The following is a 12,377-nucleotide window of genomic DNA, read 5'->3' on the forward strand; positions in this document are numbered from 1 at the left end:
GCTGTGGTTCTGCGCGCCATTCCTGCTCTGTGGGCTCAGCCCGCATGTCCGTACGCGCGAGGTTGTGTGAGGAGTTCAGTGCGGCAGAAGTGCTGGTTCTGGATGCAGGATGTGCGTGCCGCAGCGACGTGGGGTTTGTTCGTCGCGTTCGCTGGAACGACTTGGACCAATGTCGCCACGATCTGGGGTTATGCGGTTGTCGCGTTCGCTTCGACGGCTTACCTGATCGCGGTTGCTGCACGTCGTGGTGTGCGGGGGAGGCTCGGAGCGGTGCCTTGGGCGTTGCTCGCCTATATCGGCTTGGCGGTGGTGTCGTTGTTCTGGTCGGCGTACCGGGTAGGTACGGCGGTGACGCTCCTGGGGATGCTGCTCTGCACCACACTGGGAGTGATCGTGGCGTTGTGTTTGTCATGGGATGAAATCTTCGCAGCAGTGCGCCGCTCGGCGTTCGCGGTCATCATGTTGTCACTCGTGTTCGAGCTGGTGGTTGCGTTGTTCATTCGACAACCAGTGCTCCCCTTCTTCACAGCCTTTGGCACTGCGAAACCGCCGGTGCTGGCGTACTGGTCTCGGGGGTTGCTGTTTGACGGTGGGCGTATTCAGGGGATCGTTGGGAACGCGAATCTGCTGGCGTTCGTCGCAGCGGTAGCGCTCATTCTGTTTCTGGTTCGGCTCGTGGCTGCTCGTCGCAAGGTCGTGCCGCTTGCGGGTGTAATCGTCACGCTCACAACCCTGTGGGTGACCTTCTCTACAACTGTTCTGCTGGGTCTGCTCGCGGCTGCAGTCGTCGTTGCTGCAGTCGTGTCGGCGCGGATGATTCGGCCCCGCGGGCTACGCTACGGGTTTGCTGTGGTGGTCGTTGGTGTCGCGACGGTTGTCGCACTCGGTGCGTTGCGTTGGTCCGAGGAAGTCCTCGCTGTACTTGGGAAGAGCTCGGACCTGACCGGCCGAACCGAAATCTGGGGGGTTGTCTGGCAGCTGGTGCAAGAAAGTCCGGTCGTGGGGTGGGGATTCGCGAGCCCGTGGGCCGGCTGGGAGCCAGTCTTCTCTGACCTTGCCGTCCGCAATGGGGTACGCCAGCTGCAGGCGCACAACGCCTGGCTTGACGTTTGGCTCCAGCTCGGCGTCTTCGGCTTGATCGTCTTCGTCGCGCTCATCGGTGGAACACTTTACCGAGCAATACGACTGCTCCCGCACGCGTACGACCGCTCGGGCGTAGGAGCGATAGTGGTTGCGGCGGTACCGCTCACGCTCACGGTCTTTCTGATTTCACAAACCATCACCGAGAGTCGCATCCTCTTCGAATCCGGGTGGGTTCTCCTGACGATGCTTGCCACGAAGACGGCATTGGATCAGCCGGCTCGGAAGCCAATCAAGGGTGCCCGGCGCCCGGCCTCGGGCGCCCCCGCATCACATCAGCAGGCGGCGTAGCCGTTGGGCACGCGGCCGTTCGTGAACGTGTTCAAGATTGCCGAGCCCGGCTGGATGGTGCGGCAGTCCGTGCTACTCCCGCCTGTTGGAGACGCCATCTTGAACTTCCCCGCGATCGGGTAGCTGCAAGCGTTCCGCAGGATCTGCGTGAAGGTTGGGCCACGAATGACTCACCTGAACGCGCCGCTCGCGCCGGGAGGCCGCCATCGATGAGCAACCCCGAACAGGCGGGCTCGGGGCGAGGCGGGAGCAGCGCACGACCGCCCAGCACTCGAATAAGCGAGGGACGTCCGAGTGGAAAAATCCGCGCGCACGCCCCTCGAAGCCAGAGTGGAGAACCTATTCAGTTGCTTGAGGTCCCTTGGCTAACGCGTGAGCGCTTCTGTGATCCCGCCAAACGGCGCCTACAACCCCGGGTCGCGAGATCATGCATCGAATGCAACCCACGATCTTAATGCGCTGATAATCTAGATTATGACAGTCTGGGTGTTTCCTCTGTGGATAACTACGCCTTCGGAGCCCAGAACAGCGGCGGCAGCGCCGCGTCCACGACGCCACCCAAATAGGCCCGCTCGTCGGTGTCCGCACCCGGTCCAGAGACGTCGAACTTCGCGTAGTCGTAGACCTCGCGCACCAGGTCGTAGATGAACTGCGACCGCTCCGCCTCGTTCGGCTGCGCGTCCCTCAGTGCTGGTCGAACGGATTTGATGAGCGCTTCGAGTTGCGGATTCGGATGCGTCACGGTTCCCCCTACGGTGTGGACCGGCCCCCGGCCCGTCCTGGCACTCTACCGGCGACGCCTGTACGTGGTGGCTGGCGGTCTGCGTTGCGGAGCTAACCGAGCCGGATGATCCAGGTGCCGGCCACCTGTACGGCGGCGAAGATGTAGACGATGCGCAGCCACCAGTAGGGTTCACCGAATCGGTAGGAGGCGGCCCCGGTCAGCACAACGGCGAGGGCTGCGCTGACCAGCACGAGCCCAAGTGCTGAGTCAACGCCACTGAGGAGGCTGCAGGCGAGGACCAACGCGGCGCTCGCGAACGCGAGGCTGAGACGCATCCACGCGAGACGGTTTCGTCTGATCGCTTCGATGTAGTCGCGCTCCTGCCGCTCGGCCGCGTCGCGCTGCGTCGTGGTGGTGACCATGTGGTTCTCCTTGTGGTCGCTAGGAAAACGGAGCTTCGAGCACTCCCACCCCCACCTATCCACAACTTCACGAACACTGTCAGAGTTGGCCAAATACACCCTCACGCCCGTCTCAACAATCAACAGATTTCTGAGACATGGCCGTGGTGGCATTATCACGCGCGTTTCCACTGCAGGGCAATACTCGTGCGAGAGTTGCATGATGAGTATCAGAATGCTGCGGGACATCTTTGCGGTCATGGTCGTAGAGAAAGACGCAAGCGCCATCGAACGGTTCTACGATCCCGAATTCGCGATGTTCTCCAACGGGGTCACGCAGGGATATGAATCGTTCCGACTCGAACATGAGAAGGTCTACGACACCGAAATCCAATACGCGGTCGAAGTTGCCGAAGACGCATGGGTGGATGCTGGTGATCGTGTCGCTGCACGAGTTTGGATCACTACGAAACGACCGGACGAATCCGAAACTCGGATCGAGGTCATCCTGATCGCAACGTTCAGGGACGGGCGAATCTATCGCGTCTGGGAAACAACGTGGCCCAGCTGGACCGACCTGGAAGCGTTCAAGAACTATCGAACCTAGCGACACACCCGGCACGATGACGCTCGCCATGGCGAGCGTCGGAACGAACGACCCCACCATGACGACGACCGCACCACCCGACAACAATGCAGTGGACCCATACCGCGTCCGGGCGGGTGTCTCGGCGGCGAAGGGGTGCGGGTTCATCCGCAGCCCTGCACCAGCCATGCCAGACCAATCAGCACGAACACGATAGACGGCACAATCGCCGGGATAGAGCCGATCATCAGTACCTCCGTTTCGGTGTTTGAGGTGATTCTCGCAGGACGTTGGCTGCGCCGCCAGAGGACGGGACGCGTCTACTTGAGCGGCGGCAGTGCCGCGAGCTCCCTTTACCCAAACACCCCCAACGGGCTTAAGCTCGACCGTAAGCGACTTGTCCGGGACGCTCTGCTGACGCTCACGCGCCAGTCGGGCGTCCCGCTGCTGTTGCCGCTCGGGGCCGCGCTGCCGCGCCCCAAAGGCGACGTCCCTCGCCTTCTCCTGTGCAGGCGTGCCGGGCCGTGGTGCAGCCGGCTGCTTCGCGGCCGGGTCACGACGCAGCTCGTTGTGGTGCGCGATCGCGCGCTGCTCTGCCGCCCGCGCGGCACCCAGCTTCCCCCCTGCGCCGGCAGCGACCGCAGCGCGCGCCCACGCCTGCCGCTGCGCCTCGGACGGCCGCGGTGCCGGCGCCACCCGGTGCCGGTCCTCGAACGCACTGCGCGCCGCCTCGGCCTCCTTCTGCGCGGCCGCGCGCCGGAACACCGACGCGGACGCTGCGGCGCTCTCTGCCCGCTCTACAGCCGCGTAATCGGTCTTCCATTGCTGCTCACCGGCTGCGACGGCCTCGCTCGAGGCAGCCACTTCGAGCTGCGCACGGTGCTGCGTGGCGGCGTCCGCCTCGTGGCCGGCGGACTGCACCGCGGCGGCGTAGGCGTCCACGGGCGTCTCCGGGTGGCGGCTCTGCCACTGCTCGCGGGCGCTCTCCCACGTCGTAACCATGTGGTCCTCCTTGGTGAGCTACCGGCGGCGGCGAGAGCCGAGCGGGACAACCCGCCGTCCGGCTTCGGCGTAGCGGCGCAGCGTCTCGCGCAGCTCGGCCGCGTGCTCGTCGCTGAGGTCGATTTCATGGTGTCGGCCGTCAATGCCGAAGCGGATCGTCTCGCCAGATCCTCGCTCAAGTTCTGTGCCGTCGAGGTCGTCCACGAGCGTTGTCACGGTGCGCTTGGCCATACGGCTACTCTCCCAGTTCTGCGGCGGCGGCGATCATCCCCGTGCCATCCTGCGCACGAATCGGACGCGGCGTTCGACGCGGTCAATGGTGTGAATCCACGACAACCCGGGGAGCCGTTTCTCGAACTCGTGGAGCGCGATTTCGAGAAGCTGTTCGTCATCGAGTCGCTGGCCACGCCAGGTGACGGTCACCGTGGCGAGCTTGTCCTCGTCTCGGGTGAACTCCACCCGTGCACCGCGGCCGAAGAGGCGCACAGCGGCGGACCGAAGAGCGGCCTCTCGGGCGCGAGCGGCGTGACGTGCTGCTCGTTGTTCAGTGGTGCCAATGCCGATCATGGCCTCATGCCCCTTCCATCGTGTTCCGTCAGTCGTGCCGGTCACCGGCTGAGTAGTCGTGCCACTAGCTCGGCGTCGGGTTCGCTGTTTCGGTGGACAAATGTTGCGACGTGATCGATGTGTGGGTCGATCGCAAGCGACAGCCGGTGCACCGCTGCGGCGAGTGTCGCGAACGCCGGGTTCCATGCTTCAGGTCATCCATCTGATAAGCGGCGCGACGCTAAATCGGAACATGCGTCGATTATCTGAGATGATCGCGATGGTGGCGAGGATCAGGGTCCCTCCCAGCGGCAGGATCGCGAGCCATGTCGGCACACCGAAGTTCAGCAGCGGCACCACATGCATCGCGAGCAAGAGCAGCAAGCGGCCGCGCGAGAGTGCTCGCACGGCCGCTTCAAAAGCGCCCTCAGCTATCCGCTGCGTCTATTCGACTTCGTTTCCCGGGATTGGTGAGATCCAGCTTGGATGACGATCCATAGGATGACTGCGATGAACGCTACAGCTGTGACGATCGGAGAGACTGCTCCCACGATCGCCAATGGTGTCATCATGAGGCAGAGTGCCCCCAGGACAATCAGCCCACTTCTGTAGATTCGAACGCTCATGTTCTCTCCTTACGGGCAGTGGCTTGAGCCCTTGTTCTCGATGAACGGGTTCCACCCACCATATGGCGTGCCCGGGAAGCCGTATCCGACGCCCCCAACGCAGTTGTCGTTCGTCTTCGCGGCGAGTGCTACCGCGGCGATTGCTCCGCTCACAATGGCGCAGCCTGCACCAACTACAGGATTCAGAAGCGCGCAACCGGCGGTGAGCGCGCCTGCACCAGTGGGCCCGCCAGCCGCGATGGCATTGGTTTCAGCGTGGTCGAAGTACACCGAGCACCATCCGGTACCACACCCGGTGGTTGGGTCTGCGACGACCGGGAACACCGCTCCCGTCGTGTTCACGTGTTGCGTCACGATATTGTCCGCCACGGTGTAGTGCGTTGCCAGCTCGACACCGTTGGCATCACGCGCCCAAGGTGCCATGAGGTAGTTGACGGCTTGCCCACTGGCGTCGGTCACGATGGCGCTGCCGTCCTCGACAAGAGACAACGTGGTTCCGGGATCACCGATCTCGAAGTCGTACGAGGTGGGCGCGCTAGCATTCCTCAAGACCACGAAACTCGCGTTCGTGTTCTCACGCCCAGTACCCGTCACGATTCCGTACGATGCCTCGGTGATCACCGTCGCCTCAGCGTCTACCTCGTACACTCCTGCCGTCTTGGAGATTGGCGAGATTGCAACAGGGGCTGGAAGCGTTTCCTCTCCCCGAAGCTGATCTTGCACAGGCTTCTGCGGGCCCGACGCGTTGTCCTCTGAAGCGAGTAGTTCTCGATCCTGGACTATTGCGAGCGGGTCGAAATCATCATGTTCGGAAGCTTGGGCACCGCTCCCTGCGCCGAGCGCCAGAACTGCCGTCATCGCCGCTCCGAGCAACGATGCTCGACTGGTTCTAATCATAATAAATACTCACATTCATCAGTTTCGTATGTATGTTCACGCAGGACGCTTGATTTCCTCAAATGAGAACGCATCATTGCGTTTAGTGCGGAACTAATATGGGCAAGGCGAGCAGGATCTAGCGATCCTCAGGATCGTCCACTCCATGCGACACGCGCTTCAAGTGATCATCGATCGCGACGGAGCCGGCTCCCATGCTTCGAGGTCATCCACCTGACAAGCGGCGCGACGCTGAAGAGGAACGGGCGCCACCCGTGCCCCGGAGAGGCATCCAGGAGGGACGCGGAGCGCGGTTGACTCCCGTGGATCGCAGACCAAAGTGGAGTACTCAGATGGACGACCGGAACCGTCTAGACCCTCGGAGACAAGGTCTCCTTTGGTTGGCAATGGCCGCGGGATCGCGACGCAGGATGCAGGGTTCTCGTACCTTGGGAAGGTTCACCGAAGCCTGCCGGTATGATGATGCAGATGAGCATCTCGCCATTGAGGTCCCGCGTCGACGCGTCACCGAACCGGGTTCCTCTTCCGATGGGGCCAATTGATGTGACCTGGCGTCCACTGACCGTCGCCGATGCGTCCCAGGTGCATGCGCTGCGCGGCAGAGCGGGGATCATCGATCACCCGAGTGTGGTGATCTCGATCGACGAAACGAACAATGATCTGACCCGCGAAGAACTCGACATCGAACAAGACACGCTGGGCGCTGTCGCCCCACATGGAACACTCGTCGCATATGGGATCGTCGTTCGCCCCTCAACGGCGGAAACGGTCGTCCGAGTCGGACTCGATGGTCAGGTCGATCCGCGGTGGCGCAACATGGGTCTCGGGCGCCGACTCCTTGCGTGGCAACAAGCTCGTGGCGAACAGATCCTCGCCACACACGACGAACCCCTACCCGGATGGCTCACCTCCACCGCTAACGAGACCTCAACACAGACCATCCGACTTCTGCAGCACGGCGGGTTCAACGTTCGTCGCTGGTGGCTCGAGCTCCGTCGCGGCCTTCGTCATCCGATCAACGCCACCGTCCTGGACCCAGCCTTTCGAATCACTCCATACGCGAAAACGCACGCGGACCAAGTGAGAGATGCATCGAATGAAGCGTTTCGCGACCATTGGGGCAGCCAACCTGCGTCCCGAACAGACTGGAACACCTACGATAACCTCACGATCGCCAGACACGACCTCTCATTCATCGCCTGGGAGGCGAATGAAGTCGCAGCATTTCTCACCACCACGGTCAACCCTGAAGAGTTCGAACAGCTCGGATTCACCTTCGGATACATCGAACTGTTAGGCACGCGACCTCACTACCGCGGCCATGGAATCGCCCGAGCCCTACTCACACACGCCCTCACCGCCTATCGCGCAGCTGGCCTGACCCACGCAATGCTCGACGTCGACTCAGACAGCCCCACCGGCGCCGTCGCACTCTACGAATCCGTCGGGTTCCACACCCACAACCGTTCGCTCACCCTCGTCCGACAGTACTGACCACCTCACCGGCAGCTACACCTGCCCGCACACTCGCCATGGCGGATTGTTTGGACCGGACGGCCATGGCGTCCGCTTGCAACCATTCACGGCGGTTCAGGAGACCACACTCCTGTGTCGCTCTTCCGAGCAAGATCCGCCTCGCGTTGTGCATGTAGCATGCGGGAACCATGAGAGACCAAGTAGATGGGTGGACGTGTCAGTTAGACGTACCTGACCGGCTGACGCGATCTTCAGGTGGCTTTGACGGATCCTGGGACAAGGTCCATCCCGCAAACCTCCACGCATATCGCGGCATGGCGCAACTCATGGAGGAGGCAAGACCGAGCGGCGACCAACATGCCCCCGTGTGGGCCTGGGCCGGACCCGCCACACCCCTGGTGGTGGAGCAACGGCTCACATCCCTGCTCTCCTACGCCGAACAGGGCCTCGATCAATACATCGTCGAGTTCGCAGCACCGTCCGAGCATCTGTTCCGCACAGACTACGGCGAGTGGTGCGACTATTACTTCGAGGTTTTCGGCCAGGACGCTTCGGGGGAAATACCCGAGCCAGCGGTAAGTCGGCGTCCAACGGGAGACCAGATCACTTGCTGGCTGCTATCAACACAATGGATCACGAACATTGCCCGCTTAGACCGTTCGAATTGGACAGAGGCAGGGCCCGCCTCCGTTCCTCGCCAATGACTTCCGTCATACGCTCGCACAGGATCACGTCAATGCGGCCCCTCAGCCGCGCCTCTCGAAGCACCTTCGGGCACCCCAAACGACACGAAGCTGGTCTATCCCACCGCCTGAGCGATCGCAAGACTCGTTGCCATTATCCGATCAAGCTCAGCTTGACACCGGAATTGCCAAGGATCGGGGTCGTGGCATGAGCATCGTCACGGATGCGGCACTGAGCGGGCAGCGAGATCACCCGAACGAATGCTTAACGAGGTTGCTGGGAATATCAACATGATCGCGCTCCTAGCGTGCCTATGCGACCGCGCACCCATGTGGTCGCGAGAGGAGACAAAGATGTTGAGTTTCATGAAGCCGCTGGCAGTCGCTGCCGCGATCGGTGTGGTCTTTGCCGTCAGCACCCCATCGAGCGGACACGCTGTGACTCCCACGATCTCGCTCACGGCAGTTGCTGTCGAGACGCCGGCCCCAGACCAGGCAATGGACGGGCAGGAAATGCTCGACGGACTCAAAGCTGCCGGAGTCCCGCACACATCGACCGTCGTCGATGGCGACGAAAGAGTAACCTTCACTCTCGATGATGGGCTTACTCTGACGTTCGTCGAACCGGCTGAAGATGGGCGCATCGGAGGCGGAGAAGACGCTGGCGGGATCTACATCCTCTTCAACGCCTGGGAGCAAGGGGCGATCATCAACGGCGGTATGGCTGCCGGGGGCGCGGCGCTCTGTTTACTCCCCGGGGTGGGCGCGGCGCTCTGCGCTGCGTTCGAGGTGCTGATATTGGTTGCCGCTAACACTCTGGCAACGAACGGTGTGTGCCAGAACGGCCAAGAAATGAAACTCTACATCGGCGGCAACCAAGGAAAGTGCGTCACCGTATGAGGAACGACGCGTCGAAAATGCGAAGGCCGTTGAAGGTCCGTCAGGCAGTTATCGCAGGGTTCTGTACGATTCCGGTGTACTGCGTGATCTTCGCGACAACTGCTCAAGCTAGTTTCGGTGAGGTCCTGGGCATGGCTGCCTTTCTCGTCGCGCTCATGCTTCTCTTCTGGGGTGGCGTCGTGATGCTCAACCGTTGGTGGATGAGGGATCAGTGAGGCTTCATGATGAGCATTAGATCCACGCCCAATCAGATGCGCTGGACATTGACCTTGGTGTGCGCGGGTGCCGCGATTTACGTCCTCATCAAGGAACTCAATGGTGGAGCTGTCGCTTGGGGTATCGCCATGGCCGCGGCTCTTGTAGCTATGTCAGTCAGCGCTTTCTTGTCGACACCCGGTACGGCTGCTGAGTCCCGGGCATCCGACCTATCCGAGTAGGCAGGAGTTACTATGGATTCGTTCTTCTGGTGGCACGTGTGGGCCGTGGCCGCCGTAGCAGCGATAGTCGGTCTCGGTACCGTTGGGGCAAGCTGGGCTCGGCGGCGCAAGAGGTCGACAAGTAGTCAACGAGCGGGGACGAGCAAGCTCTAGACCTCGCGACACATGGCAGAGGGGCGTCCGATCAAGAGATCAGACGCCCCTCTGCATGTCACCGTTTGGCGTGTCGGCCTCGGTCGGTGGTGGTGTTGGCGGCTGCGATGCCGAGTCCGAGGATCGCGGTTGCGAGGCCGAGCCAGAGTCCTGCTTGTTCGTGGGTGAGGAGTCCGTATCCAGTCATGGTCAGCCCGTGAGGTCGTCGATGAGCGTGACGATCGCGCGCTGCGCCAAATGGTCATTCTCCCGGCTCGGTGACGTCGACGGCGGGGTCGAGTAGCCGAAGAAGCAGCCGCAGAAGGCGTGGGGTTTCGTGTAGGTGTCGGGGTCATCCCGGAGTCTGAGGTCAAGCCCCGTGGAGTGGTGTAGCCGTGTGTCCTTCGATTCGTTGGGTTAGGCGCTGAGGGCGAGTTCTGGTTCGGGCACCTCGGTTCCGGTGTCGGGGACGATGGTGAGGCGGCTCTTGGCGAGGATGTCGAGTCCGAGGTAGCGGCGTCCCTCGGCCCATTCATCGGTCTGTTCGGCAAGGACGGCGCCGACGAGCCGGGTGATCGCGTCGCGATTGGGGAAGATGCCGACGGAGTCGGTGCGGCGACGGATTTCACGATTCAGGCGCTCGTTCGGGTTGTTCGACCAGATCTGCTGCCAGAGCCCCTCGGGGAACCCGGTGAACGCGAGGATGTCGGCGCGGGCAGCGTCGAGGTGTTCGTGAGCTGCGGGCAGTTTCCCGTCGACGTAGTCCAACAGCCGGTCGAACTGGGCGTGGACGGCGTCGGCGTCGGGCTGGTCGTAAACGGAGTGCAGCATAGCCTTGACCGCGGGCCAGAGACTCTTCGGGGTCACCGACATCAGGTTCGCGGCGTAGTGGGTGCGGCAGCGTTGCCAGGCCGCGCCGGGGAAGTTCGCGGCGATCGCCTCGACCAGACCGCGGTGCGCGTCGGAAGTGACCAGACGAACCCCGGTCAGACCGCGGGCGACGAGGTCGGCGAAGAACGTGTTCCACGCCGCCCCGGTCTCCGACGTGGCCACCCGCAGGCCCAGGACCTCGCGGCGCCCATCGGCGTTGACCCCGGTCGCGACGAGAACAACGGCGTTGATGACGCGTCCGCCTTCGCGGACTTTCATGGTGAGAGCGTCGGCGGCGACGAACGTGAATGGGCCGGCATCACCGAGCGGGCGGTGTCGGAATTGGTCAACGTGCTCGTCGAGGTCCGCAGCCATCCGGGACACTTGCGACTTCGACAACGAGTGAATCCCGAGGGTCTTCACGAGTTTGTCCATGCGGCGTGTGGAGACGCCGGCGAGGTAGCAGTCCGCGACGACGGTGATCAGGGCGGTCTCGGCGCGTTTGCGGCGCTCGAGGAGCCACTCCGGGAAGTAGGTGCCAGAGCGCAGCTTCGGGATCGCGACATCGATGGTCCCGGCGCGGGTATCGAGGTCGCGGTGCCGGTAGCCGTTGCGTTGGACGGTGCGACCCGGGGTGGGTTGGCCCCACTCGGCGCCGATCACCGCGTCAGCGTCGGCAGAGAGGAGCGCGTTGATCATGGTTTGCAGCAGCGACCGCATCAGATCGGGAGACGCGTCGGTCAGGGCTTCGCCAAGAAGGTGTGCAGGGTCGACAATATGTGGAGCGGTCATCGTGATGATGCCTTTCGAGTGGAGGTTAGAGACTTCTCGAAGGAGTCACACGGTGACCGCGCTCACGTCCAAGACCGAGCCGGCCACCGCAGGCTACACCACCTTATGGGGCACTACTCAGCGATGATGACGAGCTCGTTGTCTCGGATCTCGGCGAGAAGACGATAGTCACCAACGCGATACCGCCAGTATCCGGAACGGTTCGCGGTGAGTCCTTTGCCGCGTTGACGTGGATCTTCGAGGGAGAGAATCGAAATCGACCAGGCCGCACGCGACGTTGCCGCCCTCTAGCTCGCGACTTCGAAACGCTTGTGCCTGGGATATTCATGTGTGGGTGGCCGAATCGGGGGGACCCGCCACCCACACCGCAGCGCATCTTCCTCAGGAGGACACATCTACGAACCGAGATCTCTCGGCCGAAACATTCTAGGTCTTTCTGAGATGAACTGTCCTCTTTTTAGAGGGTAGTGCCGGGTTAGCTGGGTGGCTAGGTTGAGGTGGGCACGGTGGGAGGTTCCGTGCGCGTGGAGCGTGCTCCGTGTGCACGATGGTCGTGTCCAAGGCCAGGCGCGAAAGCGTGACGGTCGGGGTCGGCAGCGTATCGGGGGATGGGCTGCCGGCCCATTGCTTAGCGCTCAGAAACGCGCGGCCAGATGAGTCGGAGCGATCGCAGTTCATCTTCGACCTCATGCGCGAGGTCCGCGCACAGTTCGACATCTTCTGAAACGTTCAAACTGGTGACATCACAACTCCTGAAGCTACTCAAGTGTTGCGACGAGTATTAGAAACCGCCCCGACCTAGTGGACTTGGTTCAGGTTGACATACTCAAACCTGCGAGTCATTCCGTCCGCTCGTAGCGTGTCCAATCGTGAG

At 62.4% G+C, this 12,377-nt stretch carries 13 protein-coding genes; 4 read left to right on the forward strand and 9 right to left on the reverse strand.

Annotated features, from left to right (window positions below):
* Positions 1–78 precede the first annotated feature (78 nt).
* A complete protein-coding gene (locus tag ABMA10_RS19075) occupies positions 79–1,431 on the forward strand; it encodes an O-antigen ligase family protein (RefSeq protein WP_431030843.1) in 1,353 nt (450 codons plus the stop codon).
* 505 nt (positions 1,432–1,936) lie between these two features.
* On the opposite strand, the gene ABMA10_RS19080 is transcribed toward ABMA10_RS19075, so the two are convergent.
* Complete coding sequence (locus ABMA10_RS19080) at positions 1,937–2,173, reverse strand: hypothetical protein (RefSeq protein ID WP_431030844.1); 237 nt, start codon at positions 2,171–2,173, stop codon at positions 1,937–1,939.
* Positions 2,174–2,265: 92 nt separating this feature from the next.
* On the reverse strand, positions 2,266–2,577 hold the full coding sequence (locus ABMA10_RS19085) for a DUF202 domain-containing protein (protein WP_431030845.1): 312 nt from the start codon (positions 2,575–2,577) through the stop codon (positions 2,266–2,268).
* A gap of 238 nt (positions 2,578–2,815) precedes the next feature.
* Here ABMA10_RS19085 and ABMA10_RS19090 point away from each other — a divergent pair, with 238 nt between their 5' ends.
* Positions 2,816–3,163 (forward strand): nuclear transport factor 2 family protein, encoded by a 348-nt coding sequence (locus ABMA10_RS19090; RefSeq protein ID WP_431031531.1) that lies wholly within the window; start codon positions 2,816–2,818, stop codon positions 3,161–3,163.
* Between the two features lie 999 nt (positions 3,164–4,162).
* Here the strand turns inward: ABMA10_RS19090 and ABMA10_RS19095 are convergent.
* The 4 genes from ABMA10_RS19095 to ABMA10_RS19110 all read right to left on the reverse strand — a co-directional run bounded on the left by ABMA10_RS19095 (position 4,163) and on the right by ABMA10_RS19110 (position 6,174).
* The gene (locus tag ABMA10_RS19095) at positions 4,163–4,375 is read right to left on the reverse strand and encodes a histone-like nucleoid-structuring protein Lsr2 (protein WP_431030846.1); all 213 of its coding nucleotides are present in this window, start codon (positions 4,373–4,375) and stop codon (positions 4,163–4,165) included.
* A 33-nt stretch (positions 4,376–4,408) separates the two neighbouring features.
* Positions 4,409–4,756, reverse strand: coding sequence for a hypothetical protein (locus ABMA10_RS19100; RefSeq protein ID WP_431030847.1), 348 nt, complete (start codon positions 4,754–4,756; stop codon positions 4,409–4,411).
* A gap of 144 nt (positions 4,757–4,900) precedes the next feature.
* Entirely contained in the window at positions 4,901–5,098 is a 198-nt protein-coding gene (locus ABMA10_RS19105; protein ID WP_431030848.1) for a hypothetical protein, read from the reverse strand.
* A gap of 227 nt (positions 5,099–5,325) precedes the next feature.
* Positions 5,326–6,174, reverse strand: a complete 849-nt coding sequence (locus ABMA10_RS19110) for a hypothetical protein (RefSeq protein WP_431030849.1) — start codon at positions 6,172–6,174, stop codon at positions 5,326–5,328.
* A 495-nt stretch (positions 6,175–6,669) separates the two neighbouring features.
* Between ABMA10_RS19110 and ABMA10_RS19115 the strand changes: the two genes are divergently transcribed.
* Both ABMA10_RS19115 and ABMA10_RS19120 read left to right on the forward strand, forming a co-directional pair.
* Positions 6,670–7,707 (forward strand): GNAT family N-acetyltransferase, encoded by a 1,038-nt coding sequence (locus ABMA10_RS19115; protein ID WP_431030850.1) that lies wholly within the window; start codon positions 6,670–6,672, stop codon positions 7,705–7,707.
* Between the two features lie 1,019 nt (positions 7,708–8,726).
* On the forward strand, positions 8,727–9,272 hold the full coding sequence (locus tag ABMA10_RS19120; protein WP_431030851.1) for a hypothetical protein: 546 nt from the start codon (positions 8,727–8,729) through the stop codon (positions 9,270–9,272).
* A gap of 648 nt (positions 9,273–9,920) precedes the next feature.
* Here ABMA10_RS19120 and ABMA10_RS19125 read toward each other — a convergent pair.
* The 3 genes from ABMA10_RS19125 to ABMA10_RS19135 all read right to left on the reverse strand — a co-directional run bounded on the left by ABMA10_RS19125 (position 9,921) and on the right by ABMA10_RS19135 (position 11,760).
* Positions 9,921–10,049: a hypothetical protein gene (locus ABMA10_RS19125; RefSeq protein ID WP_431030852.1), complete on the reverse strand. Its 129-nt coding sequence runs from the start codon at positions 10,047–10,049 to the stop codon at positions 9,921–9,923.
* Between the two features lie 209 nt (positions 10,050–10,258).
* Positions 10,259–11,503: an IS256 family transposase gene (locus ABMA10_RS19130; RefSeq protein WP_431030682.1), complete on the reverse strand. Its 1,245-nt coding sequence runs from the start codon at positions 11,501–11,503 to the stop codon at positions 10,259–10,261.
* Between the two features lie 113 nt (positions 11,504–11,616).
* The gene (locus tag ABMA10_RS19135; protein ID WP_431031532.1) at positions 11,617–11,760 is read right to left on the reverse strand and encodes a type II toxin-antitoxin system RelE family toxin; all 144 of its coding nucleotides are present in this window, start codon (positions 11,758–11,760) and stop codon (positions 11,617–11,619) included.
* Positions 11,761–12,377: the final 617 nt, after the last annotated feature.

The sequence above is a fragment of the Plantibacter sp. RU18 genome, from assembly GCF_050613355.1.
Classification (GTDB): Bacteria; Actinomycetota; Actinomycetes; order Actinomycetales; family Microbacteriaceae; genus Plantibacter.

Bases quoted from the DNA above. Each gene is read 5' to 3' on its own strand.
- ABMA10_RS19085 (WP_431030845.1), bottom strand. From the start codon at position 2,577: ATGGTCACCACCACGACGCAGCGCGACGCGGCCGAGCGGCAGGAGCGC.
- ABMA10_RS19130 (WP_431030682.1), bottom strand. From the start codon at position 11,503: ATGACCGCTCCACATATTGTCGACCCTGCACACCTTCTTGGCGAAGCC.
- ABMA10_RS19095 (WP_431030846.1), bottom strand. From the start codon at position 4,375: ATGGCCAAGCGCACCGTGACAACGCTCGTGGACGACCTCGACGGCACA.
- ABMA10_RS19090 (WP_431031531.1), top strand. From the start codon at position 2,816: ATGGTCGTAGAGAAAGACGCAAGCGCCATCGAACGGTTCTACGATCCC.
- ABMA10_RS19120 (WP_431030851.1), top strand. From the start codon at position 8,727: ATGTTGAGTTTCATGAAGCCGCTGGCAGTCGCTGCCGCGATCGGTGTG.
- ABMA10_RS19115 (WP_431030850.1), top strand. From the start codon at position 6,670: ATGATGATGCAGATGAGCATCTCGCCATTGAGGTCCCGCGTCGACGCG.
- ABMA10_RS19110 (WP_431030849.1), bottom strand. From the start codon at position 6,174: ATGACGGCAGTTCTGGCGCTCGGCGCAGGGAGCGGTGCCCAAGCTTCC.
- ABMA10_RS19125 (WP_431030852.1), bottom strand. From the start codon at position 10,049: ATGACTGGATACGGACTCCTCACCCACGAACAAGCAGGACTCTGGCTC.